Raw genomic sequence first — 20,621 nt, 5'->3', positions numbered from 1 at the left:
GAGCACATCATGTCGCTCATCCACGAAATCGACTACGGCACCCCGCTTTCCAAGTCCGAAAAGATGGTGACACTGACCATCGACGGTCAGAGCGTCTCGGTGCCCGAGGGCACCTCGATCATGCGCGCTGCCATGGAGATGGGCACGGAGATTCCGAAACTCTGCGCCACCGACATGGTGGATGCCTTCGGCTCCTGCCGTCTCTGTCTCGTCGAAATCGAAGGCCGCGCCGGCACGCCGGCCTCGTGCACGACGCCTGCGATGGATGGCCTTGTGGTTCACACCCAGAATGCGCGGCTCGCGGCGCTGCGCAAGGGCGTGATGGAGCTCTATATCTCCGACCATCCGCTCGACTGTCTCACCTGCGCCGCCAATGGCGATTGCGAATTGCAGGATATGGCCGGCGCCGTCGGCCTGCGCGACGTGCGCTACGGCTATGACGGCGAGAACCATGTGTTCGCCAAGTCGGGTCCGCAGCACACCCACAATTCGCCGGAAGCCTGCGAAAACGATCGCTGGATGGCGAAGGACGAGTCGAATCCGTACTTCACCTTTGATTCCTCCAAGTGCATCGTCTGCTCGCGCTGCGTTCGCGCCTGTGAGGAAGTGCAGGGCACGTTCGCGCTGACGATTTCCGGCCGTGGCTTCGACAGCCGCGTGTCGCCGGGCATGAACGAATCTTTCCTGGGCTCGGAATGCGTCTCCTGCGGCGCCTGCGTGCAGGCCTGCCCGACCGCGACACTGACCGAGAAGGCCGTGATCGAGATCGGCCAGCCCGAACATTCCAAGATCACCACCTGCGCCTATTGCGGCGTCGGCTGTACCTTCAAGGCGGAAATGCGCGGCGAAGAGCTGGTGCGCATGGTGCCGTGGAAGGACGGCAAGGCCAATCGTGGCCATTCCTGCGTTAAAGGCCGCTTCGCCTGGGGCTATGCGAACCACAAGGAGCGTATCCTCAATCCGATGATCCGCGAAAAGATCACCGATCCGTGGCGCGAAGTGTCGTGGGACGAGGCGTTCAATTTCGCAGCCAGCAAGTTCAAGGGTATCCAGGCCAAATACGGCCGCGACTCCATCGGCGGCATCACGTCGTCACGCTGCACCAATGAAGAAGTCTATGTGGTGCAGAAGCTGATCCGCGCCGGCTTCGGCAACAACAATGTCGACACCTGCGCCCGTGTCTGCCACTCGCCCACCGGCTATGGCCTGTCCTCCACTTTCGGCACCTCGGCCGGCACGCAGGATTTCGACTCAGTGGAAGACACCGATGTCGTCATGATCATCGGCGCCAATCCGACCGATGGTCATCCGGTGTTCGGTTCGCGCTTGAAGAAGCGCCTGCGCCAGGGCGCCAAGCTCATTGTTGTGGACCCGCGCCGCACCGACATCGTGCGTTCGGCCCATATCGAGGCACAGCATCATCTGCCGCTGCTGCCCGGCACCAATGTGGCTGTGCTCACCGCGATCGCGCATGTCATCGTCACCGAGGGACTCGTCAACGAGACCTTCGTGCGCGAGCGCTGCGACTGGAGCGAGTTCGAGGATTGGGCGTCCTTCGTCGCCGAACCCTCGCGCAGCCCGGAAGCCACCGCCATCATGACCGGTGTCGATCCGAAAGAACTGCGCGCAGCCGCACGGCTCTATTCCACCGGTGGCAATGGCGCGATCTATTATGGCCTCGGCGTCACCGAGCATAGCCAGGGTTCGACCACGGTCATCGCCATCGCCAATCTCGCAATGGCCACCGGCAATATCGGTCGTTCCGGTGTCGGCGTGAACCCGCTGCGCGGCCAGAACAATGTGCAGGGCTCCTGCGACATGGGCTCGTTCCCGCACGAACTGCCGGGCTATCGTCATATCGCGGGCGACGCGGTGCGCGAGAGCTTCGAGGCGATGTGGAACGTCAAGCTCAATCCCGAGCCGGGCCTGCGCATTCCGAACATGTTCGATGCGGCCACCGAAGGCACCTTCATGGGCCTTTACGTGCAGGGCGAGGACATCCTGCAGTCCGACCCGAACACCTCGCATGTGGTCGCGGCGCTCTCCTCGATGGAATGTGTCATCGTTCACGACCTCTTCCTCAACGAGACCGCCAACTACGCCCATGTGTTCTTCCCGGGTTCTACCTTCCTGGAGAAGAACGGCACCTTCACCAATGCCGAACGTCGCATCCAGCGCGTCCGCAAGGTGATGTCGCCGAAGAACGGCCTTGAGGACTGGGAAGTGACCTTGGGATTTGCCAAGGCACTGGGCTTCGAGATGAAGTATGACAACCCGTCGCAGATCATGGATGAGATCGCGGCGCTGACGCCGACCTTTGCCGGCGTCTCCTACGAGAAGCTGGAGAAGGAAGGGTCCGTGCAGTGGCCGTGTAACGAGAAGCAGCCTTTGGGCACGCCGATCATGCATATGGACGGCTTTGTGCGCGGCAAGGGCAAGTTCATGCGCACCGAATATGTCGCTACGGACGAGCGCACCGGCCCGCGTTTCCCGCTGCTGCTCACCACCGGCCGTATTCTCAGCCAGTACAATGTCGGCGCGCAGACGCGGCGCACCGAGAACGTAATCTGGCATGAAGAGGATCGTCTGGAGCTGCATCCGCACGATGCCGAACAGCGTGGCATTCGCGATGGTGACTGGGTGCGGCTGCAGAGCCGTGCCGGCGAGACGACGCTGCGTGCGCTGATCACCGAGCGTGTGGCGCCGGGTGTGGTCTATACGACCTTCCATCACCCGACGACGCAGGCCAACGTCATCACCACCGAATTCTCGGACTGGGCAACCAACTGTCCGGAATACAAGGTGACGGCGGTGCAGATCTCGCCCTCCAACGGTCCGTCGGAGTGGCAGAAGGAATACGAGGAGCAGGCCCGCCACTCGCGTCGCATCGCGCCGCTGGAGGCTGCCGAGTAAGTCATGCACGATCCGGTTCGCAAAGCCTCGCGAAAGGTCTGGCGCCAAACCGGCGTCAGCGAGGGGCTGCGCGCCGTGCCGGAAGAGACTGCGCTGGCGATCACCTATAATGGCGGCACCTATGCCGTCATGATGGGGACGCCGCAGGACTATCGCGACTTTGCTTATGGCTTCAGCCTGAGCGAAGGCGTGGTTGCCTCCATCGACGAGATCGAGAGCTTTGAGGCGGTCGAATTCGACGACGGCGTTGAGTTGCGCATGTGGTTGGCGGCAGAGAAAGCCGAAAGCATCAGCGCACGGCGCCGGCAGATCGCAGGCCCGACGGGCTGTGGTCTGTGCGGCATCGACTCGATCACCGAGGCGGTGAAGCCCGCTGCGGTGGTTGCTGCCGGTGGCTCGTTCTCGTTCGATCAGATCATGGCGGCAATGGATACATTGGCGCCGTTGCAGAAGATCAATATCGAAACCCGTGCGGTGCATGCTGCCGCGTTCTGGACGCCCGAGAAGGGCATCGTCGCGCTCCGCGAGGATGTCGGACGGCACAATGCGCTCGACAAGCTGGCCGGTGCACTGGCACAGGCCAAGGTCGATGCAGGGCAGGGCATGGTATTGCTCACCAGCCGCGTCTCTGTCGAAATGGTGCAGAAGACGGCGGCCATCGGCGCGCCGCTGATGGTGTCGGTCTCGGCACCCACCGCGCTGGCCATCCGCATGGCGGAGGCTGCCGGTATCACGCTTGCCGCGATCGCGCGCAGCGACGGTTTTGAAGTTTTCACACATCCGCACCGCGTGCTTCCGCACGTCGTGGCGGATGCATCAGGACAAGAGCATGGACACCCACACATCGACGTCGCCTGACCGGCTGATCTACATGGCCAACCAGATTGGCGACTTCTTCAACAGCCAGGGGCACGATCACGCCGTTGCCGGCATTGCGGAGCATATCAAGAAGTTCTGGGATCCGCGCATGCGCAAGAAGATCTTCGAACATCTGGACAACGGCGGGGCGGGATTGAAGCCGAACGTCCTCGAGGCGATCGCGTCGCTGAAGAAGTAGGACCAACCCGCACCCGTCATTCCGGGATTCGCCGCAGCCGGCGTTTGCCGGCGTAGGCGAAGACCCGGAATCCCGTAGTGTTCAACCATGTCGGGATTCCGGGCTCGCGTGCGCAAAGGTGCGTTTGCACCCCGGAATGACAGATTGGGGTCGGCGAGGTAGGCGAGCTAACCGCCCGCTTCCTTCGGCGTCTGCGGTTTCAGCGCCAGCGCATGTACCGTTCCCGCGAGTTCCGTCGCCAGCAGTTCGTTGATCATGCGATGGCGGTCGATCCGGCTCTTCCCTTCGAAGGCCTCCGACACAATATTGACCCTGAAGTGGGTTTCACCCTCCTCGCGGTGGCCCATGTGACCGGCATGCAAATGCGATTCATCGGTCACGGCGAGGCTGAGAGGCGCGAAAGCCTCTGTCAGCTTCTTTGTGATGTTATCTTTCATGGTCATGATGGCCGGCTTAGCGGTTCGCGCCGCTCATGGTCAATCACGATATGGCGACCACATTGGTGCGGCGCAGGGCGCTGAATGAGGTAATCCGAATGTCAAGACTTGAAGCTTTTTGCATTGCGTTGTCATAGTCAGCCATGCCCATCGACTCATCCAAATTCTTCGACAGCATCCGTATCAAGCCGAACAAGCTGAGCGCGAAGCAGCAGGCCGCTGCGCGCGAAGAAGCTATTATGTGCGAATGGCCCGAGTGCAAGAACAAGGGGCCGCACCGCGCGCCCAAGGGCCGTGCGCAGGACAAGGAATACTGGCACTTCTGCCTGAACCACGTCCGCGAATACAATCAGGGCTACAACTTCTTCCAGGGCATGGCTCCCGACGCGGTCGCCAAGTACCAGAAGGATGCGCTGACCGGCCATCGTCCGACCTGGAAGATGGGCGCCAACGGCTCTCCGGATAAGGCCAAGGGGCAGCCCGACCTCGACGGCGCGATCGACCCGTTCGCCATGTTCAACGAGATGAACGGTATGGGCATGGGCCGCGGCCGGGCCCGCAAACCGCAGGCGCCGATCAAGGAAGAAACCCGCAAGATCTTCAATGCCGAGCGCAAGGCGCTGCAGGTGATGGGTCTCGGCCCCAGCGCAACGCTGGACGACGTCAAGACACAGTACAAGGCGCTGGTGAAGCAGCACCACCCCGACGCCAATGGCGGCGACCGTTCCACGGAAGACCGGTTGATCGAAATCATCAAGGCTTACAACTACTTGAAGACCGTGGTGCGGGGCTCGTAGGCGCTCTCTCGTGTCATCCCCGCCTTCGCGGGGCTGACGACAGTGTGCCAAACCATTAAGCATAAGCTGTCCCCGCCCGCTTAATTCGCTCCGGTGCCGGATCCCGCCGTAATTCCGCCCGGCCTCAGATCTTCAATCTCTGTTGACCATCGCCGGAAGGGAAGCTGCCGCTCACGGCCAGTTGCCTTGCGAGCAGGGGGCCTTAAGGCTAATATTTGCGTACGAATAAGGGCTAATTTGTCTTTATTCCGGGACTTCAGAACTTGGGGTGTCGGCGTCCTGCCGGCTGCGGAGCTTGGCTTTGAAACATCGCTCGCTTGTTCGCGCGCTGCTGACGTCGGTCGTACTTGCGACAGGCGTGGTGCTTGCCGGCTGCAATGGCGAAGACATGTCGCTCGCCAGCAATGCCAAGGCCAACCAGCCCGTTCCTCCCAAGCTCGTCGCCGAGATGACTGAAAAGGACATGGACCTGCAGTCGCCGATGCTGGTCCGCGTGTTCAAGCAGGAAGCCGAACTCGAAGTCTGGAAGCAGAACCGCTCCGGCCAGTTCGCGCTGCTGAAGACCTATCCGATCTGCCGCTGGTCCGGCGATCTCGGTCCGAAGGTCAAGGAAGGCGATCGTCAGGCGCCGGAAGGTTTCTATTCGATCACGCCGGCGCAGATGAATCCGCGCTCGTCCTACTATCTCTCCTTCAATACCGGTTTCCCCAACGCCTTCGACAAGTCGCTGGGACGCACCGGTTCGCAGCTGATGGTGCATGGCGATTGCTCGTCGCGCGGCTGCTTCGCCATGACCGACGAGCAGATCGCCGAGATCTACTCGCTGGGTCGTGAGTCTTTCTTCGGCGGGCAGCGCTCGTTCCAGTTCGCGGCGTTCCCGTTCAAGATGACGCCGGTCAACATGGCCAAGCATCGCAACAACCCGAACATGCCGTTCTGGAAGATGATTAAGCAGGGCTATGATCATTTCGAAGTGACGCGGCAGGAGCCGAAGGTCGAGTTCTGCGAGAACAAGTATGTGTTCGATCCGGCCGCGCCCGCGGGATCGACCAAGCCGCTGGTGTTCAATGCCTCGGCCAAGTGCCCGGTCTACCAGATCCCGTCCGAGATCGCCGATGCCGTCAGCGCCAAGCAGGCGCAGGATGACGCCAAGGTCGCCGAACTGATCGCCAAAGGCACGCCGGTCGCGCAGCGCCGTCCCGATATCGACGGTGGCATGAACCGCGTTTTCGCCGCCAAGCTGCCTGATGCCTCCACCGGCCTGTCGGATCCGGAGCTGCCGGGCATGCAGACCGCCGCCTATTCGCGCGCACCGGGCACCATCCCGCCGCACGTCAATCCGCCGAAGGCAACCGCTGCGGCGACAGCCTCCTATTCGGCGTCGCTCTTCGCGGCATCGGAAGAGCCGGTCGTCGCCGCGCCTTCCACGCGTGTCGCGTCGGCCTCGTCGGATGGCGGCTTCTTCAGCAATCTCGCCAAGAAGGTCGGCATCGGCGGTTCGGACACGACGGCCACCACCACCGCTGCGCCGCCGGCTGCTGCACCGGTGCCGACACCGGCCGCCAAGCCAAAGGCTGCGACCGCTGCCAAACCTGCCCCGGCGCCCGCCGCCGTCGCTGCACCAAAGCCGGCTGCTGCGCCTGCGCCGGTCGTTGCAGCAACCCCACGCCCGCCGCTCAAGCCGACGCTGTCGGCCGAACCATCCGCGCCGGCCTCCGGCGGCGGCGCCGGCACAGCCGCGCTGTCAGGCGCAGCCCCGGTGGTGTCAGCGAATTCGTTCTCGGATCGCTTCTCTGCGATGCGCTGAGACGCGCGTCGCTCTTCCTGCAGACATCTCGCTTACGTGTGATTGGCGCCGTTGTTGCTCGCACGCTTCACGATGCTCACCCGGTTCACGCCATCAAGCTCCTGCAGCTTCGAAGGATAGCTGGCGATATCCTGTGACGACACCTTGCTGAGCAGGATCGAGAGCTGGTCGGTGCCCTGAGGATCGCGACTTTCCACGAGGAAGCGCTTCACCTGGCTGGGGCGCAGCGACAATGTCTCGCGCAGCAATTCCGGCGTCAGGCCATTGTTCTCGACTTCCACCTTGAGCATGCAGGTCTGGTTGCGCGAGCGATAGGCCTCTTCGAGCGGTTTGATGCCGACGAGGATGATCAGGATGATCACCGTCGACGCGCCGGCTGCGAGATACAACCCGCCGCCCACCGCAAGCCCGATCGCCGCCACCGTCCAGATACTTGCTGCTGTCGTGAGTCCTTTCACGATCTCGCCGCGCGCCAGGATCGATCCCGCGCCGAGAAAGCCGATGCCCGACACCACCTGCGCCGCGATGCGCGAGGGATCGAGCACGACATGATCCTGAGCGAGAATGTTCGAGAAGCCGTATTGCGAGACCAGCATGATCAGGCAGGAGCCGACGCAGACCAGCATATGCGTCCGAATGCCCGCAGCCCACAGTAACCGCTCGCGCTCGAAGCCGATCAGACTGCCGAGCGCTGCAGCGGAAACCAGGCGGATCAGCATCTCGGAATTGGACATCATCAGGACGCCTCCTCATTCCTGCGGCCGTTCATGTCGGCGCGGCGGATCAGGCTAGTCCTCTGCGACGCGTTGTCCAATCGTCGTGAGCGATATCCAGCGCAGTGCTTGGCTGCGTGAATGCGTGGAACTAACAGGCTCAAAAGAAAAATCCCTCCCGCGAGGGGAGGGATTTCCGATGGTTTGGCGATCTACCCGGTGGTGAGCTTACGTATATCGCCCGTGGCAGTGCTTGAACTTCTTGCCCGAACCGCATGGGCAATCCTCGTTGCGGCCGACCTTGCCCCAGGTGTCCTGGTTGTTCGGATCGCGGGCGGCAGCGGGCTGCTGCTGGCCCATCGGAGCCAGCGCCGCATTGGCGAAGGCCATCTCGTCCTCGCCGGTGTTGTAGTCGAGCTTGTGGGCTTCCATGACAGGCAGTTCGGGCTGCACGTCCGGCGGCACGATCTCGACGCGCATCAATTGTGCCGTGACGGCTTCGCGCAGATTGGAGATCATTGCCTCGAACAGGTTGAAGGCTTCTGCCTTGTATTCCTGCAGCGGATCGCGTTGGCCATAGCCGCGCAGGCCGATGACCTGACGCAGGTGATCCAGCATCACCAGATGCTCGCGCCACAGGTGATCCAGCGTCTGCAGCAGGATGGTCTTCTCGACGTAACGCATCACGTCGGGGCCCCACTGGGCGACCTTCGCCGCCATATGCTCGTCGGCCTTCTGCTCGATACGGTTGAGCAGTTCCTCGTCGGCGATGCCTTCTTCCTTGGCCCATTCGTCGACCGGAAGATCGAGGTCGAGCACGCGCTTGAGCTCTTCCTTCAGGCCGGCCACGTCCCACTGCTCGGCATACTGGTTTTCCGGCACGTGTTTGGTGACCAGATCCTCGACGAAGGCGCGGCGCATGTCGTTGACGGTCTCGGCGACGCTCTCGTTCTGCATCAGATCGACGCGCTGTTCGAAGATCACCTTGCGCTGATCGTTCTGAACGTCGTCATATTTCAGCAGGTTCTTGCGGATGTCGAAGTTGCGCGCCTCGACCTTCTGCTGGGCTTTCTCGAGCGCCTTGTTGATCCACGGATGGATGATGGCCTCGCCTTCCTTGAGGCCAAGGCGGGTCAGCATCGTATCGAGACGATCCGAACCGAAGATGCGCATCAGATCGTCTTCCAGCGACAGGAAGAACTTGGACCGGCCAGGGTCACCCTGACGGCCGGAGCGGCCGCGCAGCTGGTTGTCGATGCGGCGTGACTCGTGACGCTCTGAGCCCATGATGTAGAGGCCGCCGGGTTTCTCGACGGTCTTGGCCGGCTTGCTGCCCTTGGCCGGCTCGATCTCGACGATTTCCTTGGCGTTCAGCACGGTCTCGCGGAAGCGCTCGATCTCGGCCTTGATCTCGGCGATCTTGGCGGCCTTCTCGGTCTCGTCGGTGATGTCAGCCGTTTCGATCTGCGCGCGCATCTCGAACGAGCCGCCGAGTTTGATGTCGGTGCCGCGGCCGGCCATGTTGGTGGCGATGGTGATGGCACCGGGAACGCCGGCTTCGGCGACGATATAGGCTTCCTGTTCGTGGAAGCGCGCATTCAGCACCGCGAACAGTTTCGCGGGTTTGCCGGAGCGGGCTGCCGCATAGAGCTTGGTCATGCCCTTCGGATCGCTGAAGTCGATCTGCTTGTAGCCGTTCTTCAGCAGGTACTCGCCGAGCACTTCGGACTTCTCGATCGACGCAGTACCGACCAGCACAGGCTGCATGCGCTTGTTGGCGCGCTCGATCTCGGCCAGGATCGCGGCATGCTTCTCGTTCTGGGTGCGATAGACCTCGTCGTCCTCATCCAGACGGGCGATGCCGATATTGGTGGGCACCTCGACGACTTCGAGCTTGTAGATGTCGAACAGTTCGTCCGCTTCGGTCAGCGCCGTACCGGTCATGCCGGCCAGCTTCTTGTACATGCGGAAGTAGTTCTGGAAGGTGATCGAGGCCAGCGTCTGGTTTTCCGGCTGGACCGTCACATGTTCCTTGGCTTCCAGAGCCTGGTGCAGGCCTTCCGAATAGCGGCGGCCCTGCATCATGCGGCCGGTGAATTCGTCGATGATGATCACCTCGTCGTCGCGGACGATGTAGTCCTTGTCGCGGGTGAACAGCGAGTGGGCGCGCAGCGCCTGATTGATGTGATGTACGACGGAGACGTTCTCGACGTCGTACAGGGTCTCGCCCTTGAGCTGGCCAGCGTCGCGCAGCAGGGTTTCGATCTTCTCCATGCCGGCTTCGGTCAGCGTCACGGTGCGCTGTTTCTCGTCGACCTCGAAGTCGGTGAGTTTTTCAAGCTTCGGCAGGAAGGTATCGATGGTGTTGTAGAATTCCGAGCGGTCGTCGAGCGGGCCGGAAATGATCAGCGGCGTACGCGCTTCGTCGATCAGGATCGAGTCGACTTCGTCGACGATGGCGTAGAAATGCGCGCGCTGGACCATGTCCTCCAGCCGGTACTTCATGTTGTCGCGCAGATAGTCGAAGCCGTATTCGTTGTTGGTGCCGTAGGTGATGTCGCAGGCATAGGCCGCCTGGCGCTCGGCATCATCGAGGCCGTGCACGATCACGCCGGTGGTGAGGCCCAGGAACGAGTAGATCTGGCCCATCCAGCCGCTATCGCGCTTGGCGAGGTAGTCGTTGACGGTGACGACATGCACGCCCTTGCCGGCGAGCGCGTTCAGATAGACGGCGAGGGTCGCGACCAGCGTCTTGCCTTCGCCGGTCTTCATCTCGGCGATGTCGCCCTCATGCAGCACCATGCCGCCGATCAGCTGGACGTCGAAATGACGCTGGCCGAGGGTACGCTTGGCAGCTTCGCGGACGGTGGCGAAAGCGGGAACGAGCAGATCGTCGAGGGTCTTGCCGGCCTCGAGCTGCGCCTTGAACTCGGCGGTGCGCGCTTTCAGCGCATCGTCCGACAGTGCCGAGACTTCCGGCTCCAGCGCATTGATCGCGGCAACGCGCGATTGATATCCCTTGACGCGGCGGTCGTTGGCAGAGCCGAAGAACTTGCGGGCGAGCGCGCCGATCATCACGAAATCCTGTCTTTAGCAGTGCGGCCCGAAAGCCGTGGAATGGTGCAGCGGTCGCCCAGCCTCGTCATATCCAAAGTCTGTGGCGGATTGCTGTCTGGACCCCGGTGCGGGAGAGCCAAAAAAGCAAGACCCCGGGAGATGAGTGGGTGCAGGGCAATCAGGGGTTCAATGACCACGGCGCGGCCGAAATCGCGCCTTCGCCACCGGCCCGGTCGGGGAGAGATATGGCCCGTGTGGGGGGTTGTCAACGGCGCGAACCTCTCAAGGATTTCATCATTTTGACAGAGTTTTCGCGTTGCCAAGACGGCACGTTTGGGAGAGTGTCCGCCGTCCCCAACAGGCTCTTATCCGAGATAAGGATTTTCCATGACCTTCGTATCGCCCGCTCTTAAGCCGGGCCAGCGCCCGGTCCGCACTCTGGCTGCCCTGACCGGCGCTGTTGCGGTGGCCTTCCTCACCAGTTTCCCGGTTTACGCGCAGGACGCCAATCCGGTCCTCGCCAGGGTCAACGGCCAGGAAATCCGCCAGAGCGACGTCACCATTGCCGAGGAAGAACTCGGTCCGAGCCTCGCCCAGATGGATCCCGCGACCCGGAAGGACAATGTCCTGTCGTTCCTGATCGACATGAAGATCGTCGCCAAGGCGGCCGAGGACAAGAAGATCGCCGACCGCGACGACTTCAAGTCCAAGCTGGCCTTCGCCCGCAACCGTCTGCTGATGGACAATCTGCTGGCCGTCGAGGGCAAGGAAGCCCTGACCGACGACAACATGAAGAAGGTCTATGAGGACGCGGCCAAGCAGATCACCGGCGAAGCCGAGGTCCATGCCCGCCACATCCTGGTGGAGAGCGAGGCCGAGGCCAAGACGGTTGCGGACGAGCTGAAGAAGGGCGCCGATTTCGCCGAACTCGCCAAGAAGAAGTCGAAGGATCCGGGCGCGGCCGATGGCGGCGATCTCGGTTTCTTCACCAAGGACCAGATGGTGCCGGAATTCTCCGCCGTCGCCTTCGCGCTGGAGCCGGGCAAGATCTCGGACCCCGTGAAGTCGCAGTTCGGTTGGCACATCATCAAGGTCGAGGAAAAGCGCAACCGCAAGGCGCCGGAATTCGAGCAGGTGAAGCCGCAGATCGAACAGTATGTGGTGCGCAAGGCGCAGGCCGACTACGTCACCAAGCTGCGTGAAGGCGCCAAGGTCGAGCGCATCGACCAGGCTGCTGCAAAGCCCGCGGACGCTGCTCCCGCCGCACCTGCCGCCAAGGACGCGCCGAAGCCGGCCGACAGCAAGATGGCCCCGGCCAAGAAGTAATTCGGGAATTGAAAAGCCCGCCCTCTTTCGAGAGGGCGGGCTTTTTGCTGTCTGCAACACATACTCCGTCATGCCCGGGATAAGCCCGGGCGCGACGGAGTTCTAGTTGCCGAGCCGGCAACGCTTATGCTGGCACCTTCACCCGATAGCGCGGGGCCGGCTTCGAATGACCAAACTTCGCCGATAGCGTGCGGCGATCCGCCTCAAAACGTGTCCAGTCGTCGCCGTCCTGCAGACCCGGGATGGTGACGCGTTCACCCTGATCGAGACCAGCCAACGCCGCATCCACCATGTCGTTCGCATGCATGACGATGGCCTGGTCCATATTCTGGTGCGGGAAGCCCGCGATATCCCAGAACTCGGTGGCCGTTGCTCCGGGCAATACCGCCTGCACGCGGATGCCCTTGTCGGCCAGTTCATGCACCAGCGAATGGCTGAAGCTGAGCACATAGGCCTTGCTGGCTCCGTAGACGCCATTGAGCATCTCCGCGGCAATGCCGACGATCGACGAGATGTTGATAATCGTGCCTTTCTTGCGCGCGACGAAGCCGGGCACCGCGGCATAGGTCAGTCGTGTCAGCGCGGTGACATTCAGCGTGATCATGTCTTCCATTTTGTCGATATCGGCATTGAGCAACGGTGCCACCGCGCCGACGCCGGCATTGTTGACCAGCATCGTGATGCTCGCATCGTCGCGCAGCACAGCTTCGACTTTGGCGAGATCGGCCTTGGCGCCGAGATCGGCCGCGAGTGTGCGAACCGATCTTCCCGTCTCACTGGTCAGCCGTTTGGCGAGTGCCGTGAGCTTGTCCTGATTGCGCGCCACCAGAATGAGATCATAGCCACGCTTGGCCAGCCGGTCCGCGTAGACAGCGCCAATGCCGGTCGAAGCGCCCGTAATCAGCGCCGTGCCCTGGTGTGAAACAGTCATTGTCGTTCTCCTGAATGCTCTCGGCCGCAGCGGCCGTGTCAGGAAACCTAGTCTTGCGCTGTTATGTCTTAAATGTCATATAAACGGCGTTTTAGGACGTATTATCTTGCGGGAGCCAACACATGCAGCGCATCGGTTTGGTTGTATCGCCCGGCTGTTCGCCGATCAGCTTTGCGGCACTCTCGGTGTTCGAATTGGCCAACGTCTTTATCGAACCAAAGCCCTACGATCTGCGCATTCTGTCGGAGCAGGGCGGTCCGGTCGGCATGTCGCTGGGTATGAGCGTCACGACCGAAGCATTCGATGACACCGCCTACGATACGCTGATCGTCGGCGGCGGACTCACGGTTGAGATACCGCCTCCCGGATTGGTCGACTTCATGCGCGAGGCTCCAGACCGCGCGCGTCGGGTGGCCGCGATTTGCGTCGGAGCCTTCGTGCTTGCCGAAGCGGGCGTGCTCGATGGTCGGCGCGCGACCACGCACTGGGCCTATGCCCGCGACATGCAGAAACAGTATCCGCAGGTGAAGGTCGAGGAGGATCGCATCTTCATTTGCGACGATGCAGTGTGGACCTCTGCCGGCATGTCAGCGGGTATCGATTTGGCGCTCGCTCTGGTCGAAGCCGATCTTGGCGCTGATGTGGCGCGCAACATCGCGCGTAAAATGGTGATGTATCATCGCCGTGCGGGCGGTCAGTCGCAGTTCTCGGCGTTACTTGAACTGTCACCAAAATCGGATCGCATCCAGAAGGCGCTCGCCTTCGCGCGTGACAATCTGCAGAAGCCGCTGACGGTGAATGATCTCGCCGATGCCGCAAGTCTCAGCCCGCGTCAGTTCAGTCGCGCCTTTCATGCCGAGACAGGTCAGTCACCCGCCAAGGCGATCGAACATCTGCGGCTGGAGGCTGCGCGACTGATGATGGAGCAAAGCCGGCATCCGATCGATACTGTCGCGGAGCAGACGGGCTTTGCCGATCGCGATCGCATGCGACGCGCGTTTCTGCGCGCCTACGGCCAGCCACCGCAGGTGATCCGCCGCAACGCGCGTTCGCCAATGGATGCGTGAGATAAGTGCCTATCAGCCGATCTTGCGGCCGATATCCAGAAACTTCTGCCGCCGCTGCTGACGCACCGCCGTCGCATCCATGCCGCGCAGGTCGTTGAAGGCCTGGGCGATGGCGCCGCCGGTGGTGGCAATCATCGCGGCGGGGTCGCGGTGGGCGCCGCCGGGCGGCTCTTTCAGAACAGAATCGATCACGCCGAACTTCAGCAGATCCTGCGCGGTGATCTTCATGTTGGTCGCGGCTTCCTGCGCTTTCGAGCTGTCGCGCCACAGGATCGAGGATGCGGCTTCCGGCGAGATCACGCTATAGATCGCGTGCTCCAGCATCAGCACCTTGTTGGCGGTGGCAATCGCGATCGCGCCACCCGAGCCGCCTTCGCCGATGATCACGGCGACATTGGCGACGCCGAGGCCCAAGCAGGCATCGGTCGAGCGCGCAATGGCTTCAGCCTGACCGCGTTCTTCCGCGCCGATGCCGGGATAGGCGCCGGCGGTATCGACCAGCGACAGCACGGGAATGTTGAAACGGTCGGCCATCTCCATCAGGCGTACCGCCTTGCGGTAACCCTCGGGGCGGGCCATGCCGAAATTATGTTTGAGCCGGCTTTCGGTGGTGTTGCCCTTTTCCTGGCCAAGCACGCAGACGCTCTCGCCGCGGAAACGGCCGAAGCCGGCCACCAGCGCTTCATCCTCGCCGAACTTGCGGTCGCCGGCGAGCGGCGTGAATTCGGTGATCAGCGCTTCCACGTAATTCATGCAGTGTGGGCGCTGTGGGTGGCGCGCGACCTGGGTCTTCTGCCACGGCGTCAGATTCGCGTAGAGCTCGTGCAGCGCCGCGACGGCCTTGTCCTCGATACGCACGATCTCCTCGCCGATGTCGCTGCCGCCGGCAGCCAGCGTGCGCAATTCATCGATCTTGGAATCAAGCTCGGCGACGGGCTTTTCGAAGTCGAGATAGCTGCGCATGGGTTCGGACATTCACTGGATATGGGGAGGACGGATGGCGGGCGAAACTGCCGGTGCAGGCTTTTCAAGTCAATCGGGGCTGCAAGTCAAGCCGCGATGGCGTCATTTGCTCTGAAAAATCAAAGAGATATTTCAACGTTGAAATGCCTTTTTATGACGCTTCCATCGCTGTGTTGCGTTTGCGGCGATGCCACCACCAGATGGTGGCGCCGGCCAGCGCGGCCGTCACGATCACTGCCTGAATCCAGTAGTGTTTGGCCTGGCCTTCGAGGCCGGCAATGCCGCCATAGCGGTCCAGGACCGACACTGCGAGCACGCCAGGCAGCACATGCGCCGGCGCCCAGATCAATGCTGCGGGGATGTTCACGGCATAGAATTTCGCCGGCGCGGTCCCCAGCGCGCCGGCTGTGACTGGCACAAAAGCGCGGATCGGCGGCACGAAGCGGCCGAGAAACACAGCCAGCGTCCCGAAGCGGTGGAAGAAGGCCTCGCTCTGCGCCACCACGCCCGGATAATTCGACAGCGGCCACGCATCGAGCAGTTGCCGCTGCCGGACATGGCCGATCCAGAATGCACCGCCGTCGCCGAGCACGGCGCCCGCCACGGCAGCCACCAGCACCCCCACCAGGCCGAGGTCGCCTGCCGGGATCAGGGCGCTCAGCGCCAGAATGATCGTGGTGCCGGGAATGAACGTGCCCAGCACGGGTACCGCCTCCAGCAGGGCGGCGAGGAAGATGGTGAGGTAACCCAGCCAGCCATGCGCGGCGACGAAATGGGTCAGGGCATCAATGAAGGACGTCACGAATATCCGATCCGGCGCCAGGCGCCTCAATCAACGGTAATGCCAATATACGGATCAAATTGCGCGCCGCCCGGATTGATCCCCGAATAGTCATGCAAATTCATCGGCATGCCAGCCGCGCCCGTTTCGCAGGGCAGGCTTCCAAAAATCGTCATTACAACCTATCTCGATGATAACATTTGGGAACTTTGATAGCGCCGATCATGTTGTCTTGGGCTTTGTCCGGCCGCGGCTCTCTGCTACGTTCCACAAAGCACCCCATCCGCAGCCGTAACTAGACTGGTTTCGGGATATCCGGGACCACGGAGGATTGATGACCGCCGCCTCGACCAAACTGCAAGAAAAGCCCGACGCGTTGACTGGCATACCCGATATCAAGGTCTCGGTGCGCAAGGTATTCGGCATCGATTCCGACCTCGAAGTGCCTGCGTTCTCTGAATCCGATCCGCATGTGCCGGACGCCGATCCCGATTACCGGTTCGATCGCGCCACAACGCTTGCCATTCTCGCCGGCTTCTCGCGCAACCGCCGCGTGATGGTGACGGGCTTCCACGGTACCGGCAAATCGACCCATATCGAACAGGTCGCCGCGCGCCTCAACTGGCCGTGCGTACGCGTCAACCTCGACAGCCACATCAGCCGTATCGACCTCGTCGGCAAGGACTCGATCGTGGTCCGCGACGGCAAGCAGGTCACCGAATTCCGTGACGGCATCCTCCCCTGGGCACTGCAGCACAACGTCGCGCTGGTGTTCGACGAATATGACGCCGGCCGCCCGGACGTGATGTTCGTGATCCAGCGCGTGCTGGAAGTCTCCGGCCGCCTGACGCTGCTCGACCAGAACAAGGTCATCAAGCCGCATCCGGCGTTCCGTCTGTTCGCAACCGCGAACACGATCGGTCTCGGCGATACGTCGGGCCTCTATCATGGCACCCAGCAGATCAACCAGGGCCAGATGGACCGCTGGTCGATCGTCACGACGCTGAACTATCTGGCACATGACGAGGAAGTGCAGATCGTGCTGGCGAAGGCCAAGCACTATCAGAACGCCGAGGGTCGCGACATCGTCAACAAGATGGTGCGCCTCGCCGATCTCACGCGTAACGCTTTCGCCAATGGTGATCTGTCGACGGTGATGAGCCCGCGTACGGTGATCACCTGGGCGGAAAACTCCGACATCTTCGGCGATATCGGCTTCGCCTTCCGCGTCACCTTCCTCAACAAGTGCGACGAACTCGAGCGTCCGCTGGTCGCCGAATTCTATCAGCGCTGCTTCAATGCAGAGCTGCCGGAAAGCTCGGTCAACGTGGCGCTGAGCTGATGTGATGGCGCAGGTCACTGTGGAGCGCACGATTGGAGCAACCAAGCGCGCGGTTCAAGGTGGCCTGTTTCGCTACAATGTCGAGAAGATGGGGAAGCAGAAGCACAAGAGCTTCGCCATCTCGTTGCGCGACAAGAAAGAGGTCGTCGGCGGCATTGTTGGCGAAGTCTGGATGACCGTGCTGTTCATCCAGCTCTTCTGGATCGATCAGCAGTTTCGCGGCAAGGGTCATGGCAAGGCGCTGATCGAAGCGATTGAGGATCAAGCGCGAAACTTCGGCGCAGTGCGTGCCTATGTTGATACGATGAGTTTTCAGGCGCCAGACTTCTACCGCGCCTGTGACTATGAAGCTTTAGGCACCATTGATGGTTATCCAGGTGGCGTGACGCGCCACTGGTTTACCAAGGCGCTGTAAGGACTGGCGATGAGCACGACGACGACCAATAAATTCCGTCCCGGAGCCAAGGAAGCACCGACCGAACCGTTCAAGCGCGCGGTGACGTCGTGTTTGCGCGCGATCGCCAAGACGCCCGAGCTTGAAGTGACCTTCGCGGCCGAGCGGCCGGGTCTCTCACCGGGCAAAGCCCGTCTTCCTGAGCCCGCGCGAAAGATGAGCAAGCGCGACGCCGCCATTGTGCGCGGCCACGCGGATTCTGTTGCGCTCAAGCTCGCCTGTCACGATCCCAAGGTTCACCGCAAGCTGATGCCGGGCAATCCGCAGGCGCGCGGCGTGTTCGAAGCCGTCGAGCAGGCCCGCGTGGAAGCGCTCGGGTCACGCCGCATGGCCGGCGTGGCCAAGAACCTGACCGCGATGCTCGACGATCATTTCCATCGCGGCAAGTTCGACGAGATCACCGACCGTGCCGATGCGCCCCTGGCCGATGCGCTGGCGATGCTGGTGCGCGAGCGCCTCACGGGCCTCGCGCCGCCCGCCGCCGCGAAGAAGATGGTCGACCTCTGGCGGCCGGTCCTCGAAGACAAGATCAGCGGTCGCCTCGACCAGCTCGATCAGTTCGCGGAGAACCAAGCCAAGTTCGGCGATGCCGTGCATGATCTGCTGTCGGCGCTGGAGCTCGGCGACGATCGCAATGCCGAGCCGGACGACGAGGAGAGCGAGGACGACGAGCGTCAGGGCGAGAACGATCAGGCCGGTGCTGAAGGCTCGCCGGAGAGCGACGCCTCGCAGAAAATGAGCGCCGACCAGGCGCAGCAGTCGTCCGAGGAAATGTCCGACAGTTCGATGGAGAGCGCGCAGGCCTCCGCATCGGACACCTTCGACGAAGATGGCGAGATGGGCGACGACGAGACGCCGGGCGAAGCCACGCGGCCGAATTCGCGCGGCCAGAACGAACGCCTCGGCCCGGAATATCATGCCTTCGCGCCAAAATTCGACGAAGTCATCGCGGCCGAAGATCTCTGCGATCACGACGAACTCGAACGGCTGCGCAGCTATCTCGACAAACAGCTCGCGCATCTGCAGGGCGTCGTTGCGCGCCTTGCCAACCGGCTTCAACGCAAGCTCATGGCGCAGCAGAATCGCGCCTGGGATTTCGACCTTGAGGAAGGCATCCTCGATCCCGCGCGTCTATCACGTGTGGTCACCGATCCGTTCTCGCCGCTGTCCTTCATGCATGAGAAGGAAGCGACCTTCCGCGATACGGTCGTGACGCTGCTGCTCGACAATTCCGGCTCCATGCGCGGTCGCCCGATCACGGTCGCTGCGACCTGCGCCGATATTCTCGCGCGGACGCTGGAGCGTTGTGGCGTCAAGGTCGAGATTCTCGGCTTCACGACGCGTGCCTGGAAGGGCGGGCAGTCGCGCGAGGCGTGGCTTGGCGCCGGCAAGCCGGCGAATCCCGGCCGTCTCAACGATCTCCGTCACATCATCTACAAGTCGGCGGATGCGCCGTGGCGCCGCGCGCGCAAGAATCTCGGTTTGATGATGCGCGAAGGTTTACTCAAGGAGAACATCGACGGCGAGGCGCTCGACTGGGCGCACAAGCGCCTGCTCGGCCGTCCCGAGCAGCGCAAGATCCTGATGATGATTTCTGACGGCGCGCCGGTGGACGACAGCACGTTGTCGGTCAATCCCGGCAATTATCTGGAACGTCATCTGCGCCACATCATCGAAGAGATCGAGACCCGCTCGCCGGTCGAACTGATCGCCATCGGCATCGGCCATGACGTGACGCGCTACTACCGCCGCGCCGTGACCATCGTCGACGCCGAAGAACTCGGCGGCGCCATCACCGAGAAACTGGCGGAATTGTTCAGCGAAACGGCCGTGCCGGCACCGACCCATGGCCGGCGACGCAGGACGCATTAGGCTTTACAGGATGGGTTTTGCTTTGCTCTACCCATCCTCCGGGGCCATCACTTGACCGCTGACCTCACCCGTCGTCACTTTCTTGCCATCGCGGCTTCGGCAGCCGCGCTGCCGTCGCTTGCCCGTGCGCAGTCCGTGCCTGTGCCGGCAACGCCATTGGCGCGTGCGCCGGTGTCCATCGAGGTCGAAGCCCGCCCGATTCCGGCTTTCGACACGCGTGATCGCGTGCATACAAGGTTCGGGTCGCTGCAATATCGCAGCGGATTGATCCTGACTTCGAAATACAAGGACTTCGGCGGCATCTCCGGTCTTCGCCTGGATGACAAGGGCGAGGGTTTCATCGCCATCAGCGACAAGGGCAAGTGGTTCACCGGCAAGATCGCCTATAGCGGCGATGCCATGGTCGGCATTGTCGATGTCGAGGCGGCGCCGATGCTGGGGGCCGACGGCAGGCCGATCACCGCGCGCGGCTGGTACGATACCGAGTCGATCGCGGTGGATGGGCCGACGGTCTATATCGGCCTCGAACGCGTGCATCAGATTCTGAAATTCGACTTCGGCCGCGATGGCATGCGCGCCCGGGGCGAGCCGATCCCGCAGCCGCCCGGCATGCGCAAGCTGCCCAATAATGGCAGTCTCGAAGCGCTGGTGATGGTGCGCAGGGACAGGTTCAAGACCTCGCCGCTGGCCGGCATGCTGCTGGCGATCTCGGAGCGTGGGCTCGACAGCGCCGGCAATATCTCGGCATGGATCATCGGCGGCAAGGCGCCGGCGACTTTCTCGATTCGTCGCACCAAAAATTACGACATCAGCGATGCGGCGCTGCTGCCATCCGGCGATCTGCTGCTGCTGGAACGCAAGTTCTCGCTGTTCGGCGACACCGGCGTTCGCATCCGCCGCATTCCCCTCGCATCGATCGTGCCGGACGCCGTCATCGACGGCCCCACCATCTTCGATGCGGATCTCGGCTACGAGATCGACAATTTCGAAGGGCTCGACGTCCATGTCACGCCCGAGGGCGACACGGTGCTGACGCTGTTCTCGGACGATAATTTCTCGATGCTGCAGCGAACCCTGCTGATGCAGTTCACGCTGCTGGAGTAG

Annotated in this window: 18 protein-coding genes; 11 read left to right on the top strand and 7 right to left on the bottom strand. The window is 62.3% G+C overall.

The genetic code is table 11. The features are described from left to right. Positions 1 to 9: 9 nt before the first annotated feature. From fdhF to AB8A27_RS22840, 3 genes are read left to right on the top strand one after another with little or no spacing between them, the layout of a single operon-like run. Positions 10 to 2,913, top strand: a complete 2,904-nt coding sequence (gene fdhF / locus AB8A27_RS22850; protein ID WP_441243880.1) for a formate dehydrogenase subunit alpha — start codon at positions 10 to 12, stop codon at positions 2,911 to 2,913. A gap of 3 nt (positions 2,914 to 2,916) precedes the next feature. Further along, positions 2,917 to 3,771, top strand: a complete 855-nt coding sequence (gene fdhD / locus AB8A27_RS22845; protein WP_441243879.1) for a formate dehydrogenase accessory sulfurtransferase FdhD — start codon at positions 2,917 to 2,919, stop codon at positions 3,769 to 3,771. Next, on the top strand, positions 3,743 to 3,970 hold the full coding sequence (locus AB8A27_RS22840; protein ID WP_115032620.1) for a formate dehydrogenase subunit delta: 228 nt from the start codon (positions 3,743 to 3,745) through the stop codon (positions 3,968 to 3,970). The genes fdhD and AB8A27_RS22840 overlap by 29 nt, the downstream gene beginning before the upstream one ends. A 167-nt stretch (positions 3,971 to 4,137) precedes the next feature. Here the strand turns inward: AB8A27_RS22840 and AB8A27_RS22835 are convergent, their stop codons facing one another. Continuing rightward, positions 4,138 to 4,413, bottom strand: a complete 276-nt coding sequence (locus tag AB8A27_RS22835) for a BolA family protein (RefSeq protein WP_441243878.1) — start codon at positions 4,411 to 4,413, stop codon at positions 4,138 to 4,140. A 137-nt stretch (positions 4,414 to 4,550) separates the two neighbouring features. Between AB8A27_RS22835 and AB8A27_RS22830 the strand changes: the two genes are divergently transcribed. Further along, positions 4,551 to 5,204, top strand: coding sequence for a J domain-containing protein (locus AB8A27_RS22830; protein ID WP_441243877.1), 654 nt, complete (start codon positions 4,551 to 4,553; stop codon positions 5,202 to 5,204). 301 nt (positions 5,205 to 5,505) lie between these two features. Continuing rightward, positions 5,506 to 7,011, top strand: a complete 1,506-nt coding sequence (locus AB8A27_RS22825) for a L,D-transpeptidase family protein (RefSeq protein ID WP_441243876.1) — start codon at positions 5,506 to 5,508, stop codon at positions 7,009 to 7,011. A 32-nt stretch (positions 7,012 to 7,043) separates the two neighbouring features. On the opposite strand, the gene AB8A27_RS22820 is transcribed toward AB8A27_RS22825, so the two are convergent. Next, positions 7,044 to 7,748, bottom strand: coding sequence for an MgtC/SapB family protein (locus AB8A27_RS22820; RefSeq protein ID WP_441243875.1), 705 nt, complete (start codon positions 7,746 to 7,748; stop codon positions 7,044 to 7,046). Between the two features lie 204 nt (positions 7,749 to 7,952). Continuing rightward, positions 7,953 to 10,799, bottom strand: coding sequence for a preprotein translocase subunit SecA (gene secA, locus AB8A27_RS22815; protein ID WP_441243874.1), 2,847 nt, complete (start codon positions 10,797 to 10,799; stop codon positions 7,953 to 7,955). A gap of 369 nt (positions 10,800 to 11,168) precedes the next feature. Between secA and AB8A27_RS22810 the strand changes: the two genes are divergently transcribed. Then, positions 11,169 to 12,107, top strand: coding sequence for a peptidylprolyl isomerase (locus tag AB8A27_RS22810; RefSeq protein WP_441243873.1), 939 nt, complete (start codon positions 11,169 to 11,171; stop codon positions 12,105 to 12,107). 124 nt (positions 12,108 to 12,231) lie between these two features. Here AB8A27_RS22810 and AB8A27_RS22805 read toward each other — a convergent pair whose 3' ends face one another. After that, complete coding sequence (locus AB8A27_RS22805) at positions 12,232 to 13,038, bottom strand: SDR family NAD(P)-dependent oxidoreductase (protein WP_441243872.1); 807 nt, start codon at positions 13,036 to 13,038, stop codon at positions 12,232 to 12,234. Positions 13,039 to 13,160: 122 nt separating this feature from the next. Between AB8A27_RS22805 and AB8A27_RS22800 the strand changes: the two genes are divergently transcribed. Next, entirely contained in the window at positions 13,161 to 14,105 is a 945-nt protein-coding gene (locus AB8A27_RS22800) for a GlxA family transcriptional regulator (protein ID WP_441243871.1), read from the top strand. 12 nt (positions 14,106 to 14,117) lie between these two features. On the opposite strand, the gene AB8A27_RS22795 is transcribed toward AB8A27_RS22800, so the two are convergent. The 3 genes from AB8A27_RS22795 to AB8A27_RS22785 all read right to left on the bottom strand — a co-directional run bounded on the left by AB8A27_RS22795 (position 14,118) and on the right by AB8A27_RS22785 (position 16,025). After that, entirely contained in the window at positions 14,118 to 15,080 is a 963-nt protein-coding gene (locus AB8A27_RS22795) for an acetyl-CoA carboxylase carboxyltransferase subunit alpha (RefSeq protein WP_441243870.1), read from the bottom strand. 139 nt (positions 15,081 to 15,219) lie between these two features. Beyond that, positions 15,220 to 15,870, bottom strand: a complete 651-nt coding sequence (locus AB8A27_RS22790; RefSeq protein ID WP_441243869.1) for a DedA family protein — start codon at positions 15,868 to 15,870, stop codon at positions 15,220 to 15,222. 26 nt (positions 15,871 to 15,896) lie between these two features. Further along, complete coding sequence (locus AB8A27_RS22785; RefSeq protein ID WP_441243868.1) at positions 15,897 to 16,025, bottom strand: hypothetical protein; 129 nt, start codon at positions 16,023 to 16,025, stop codon at positions 15,897 to 15,899. A gap of 158 nt (positions 16,026 to 16,183) precedes the next feature. Here AB8A27_RS22785 and cobS point away from each other — a divergent pair, with 158 nt between their 5' ends. The 4 genes from cobS to AB8A27_RS22765 are packed head-to-tail and all read left to right on the top strand — an operon-like array spanning position 16,184 to position 20,621. Then, positions 16,184 to 17,191, top strand: a complete 1,008-nt coding sequence (gene cobS, locus AB8A27_RS22780) for a cobaltochelatase subunit CobS (protein ID WP_092148573.1) — start codon at positions 16,184 to 16,186, stop codon at positions 17,189 to 17,191. Positions 17,192 to 17,195: 4 nt separating this feature from the next. Next, positions 17,196 to 17,606 (top strand): GNAT family N-acetyltransferase, encoded by a 411-nt coding sequence (locus tag AB8A27_RS22775; RefSeq protein WP_315839533.1) that lies wholly within the window; start codon positions 17,196 to 17,198, stop codon positions 17,604 to 17,606. Positions 17,607 to 17,615: 9 nt separating this feature from the next. Continuing rightward, positions 17,616 to 19,517: a cobaltochelatase subunit CobT gene (gene cobT / locus AB8A27_RS22770; RefSeq protein ID WP_441243867.1), complete on the top strand. Its 1,902-nt coding sequence runs from the start codon at positions 17,616 to 17,618 to the stop codon at positions 19,515 to 19,517. Between the two features lie 51 nt (positions 19,518 to 19,568). Next, complete coding sequence (locus AB8A27_RS22765) at positions 19,569 to 20,621, top strand: esterase-like activity of phytase family protein (RefSeq protein WP_441243866.1); 1,053 nt, start codon at positions 19,569 to 19,571, stop codon at positions 20,619 to 20,621.

This window comes from Tardiphaga sp. 768_D3_N2_1 (genome assembly GCF_052076105.1).
Lineage (GTDB): Bacteria > Pseudomonadota > Alphaproteobacteria > Rhizobiales > Xanthobacteraceae > Tardiphaga.
Note: the sequence above shows the minus strand (reverse complement) of the source record. Positions and strands in the feature narration are given on the sequence as shown.

Bases quoted from the DNA above. Each gene is read 5' to 3' on its own strand.
- fdhF (WP_441243880.1), top strand. From the start codon at position 10: ATGTCGCTCATCCACGAAATCGACTACGGCACCCCGCTTTCCAAGTCC.
- fdhD (WP_441243879.1), top strand. From the start codon at position 2,917: ATGCACGATCCGGTTCGCAAAGCCTCGCGAAAGGTCTGGCGCCAAACC.
- AB8A27_RS22840 (WP_115032620.1), top strand. From the start codon at position 3,743: ATGGACACCCACACATCGACGTCGCCTGACCGGCTGATCTACATGGCC.
- AB8A27_RS22835 (WP_441243878.1), bottom strand. From the start codon at position 4,413: ATGACCATGAAAGATAACATCACAAAGAAGCTGACAGAGGCTTTCGCG.
- AB8A27_RS22830 (WP_441243877.1), top strand. From the start codon at position 4,551: ATGCCCATCGACTCATCCAAATTCTTCGACAGCATCCGTATCAAGCCG.
- AB8A27_RS22820 (WP_441243875.1), bottom strand. From the start codon at position 7,748: ATGATGTCCAATTCCGAGATGCTGATCCGCCTGGTTTCCGCTGCAGCG.
- secA (WP_441243874.1), bottom strand. From the start codon at position 10,799: ATGATCGGCGCGCTCGCCCGCAAGTTCTTCGGCTCTGCCAACGACCGC.
- AB8A27_RS22810 (WP_441243873.1), top strand. From the start codon at position 11,169: ATGACCTTCGTATCGCCCGCTCTTAAGCCGGGCCAGCGCCCGGTCCGC.
- AB8A27_RS22805 (WP_441243872.1), bottom strand. From the start codon at position 13,038: ATGACTGTTTCACACCAGGGCACGGCGCTGATTACGGGCGCTTCGACC.
- AB8A27_RS22800 (WP_441243871.1), top strand. From the start codon at position 13,161: ATGCAGCGCATCGGTTTGGTTGTATCGCCCGGCTGTTCGCCGATCAGC.
- AB8A27_RS22795 (WP_441243870.1), bottom strand. From the start codon at position 15,080: ATGTCCGAACCCATGCGCAGCTATCTCGACTTCGAAAAGCCCGTCGCC.
- AB8A27_RS22785 (WP_441243868.1), bottom strand. From the start codon at position 16,025: ATGACGATTTTTGGAAGCCTGCCCTGCGAAACGGGCGCGGCTGGCATG.
- cobS (WP_092148573.1), top strand. From the start codon at position 16,184: ATGACCGCCGCCTCGACCAAACTGCAAGAAAAGCCCGACGCGTTGACT.
- AB8A27_RS22775 (WP_315839533.1), top strand. From the start codon at position 17,196: ATGGCGCAGGTCACTGTGGAGCGCACGATTGGAGCAACCAAGCGCGCG.
- cobT (WP_441243867.1), top strand. From the start codon at position 17,616: ATGAGCACGACGACGACCAATAAATTCCGTCCCGGAGCCAAGGAAGCA.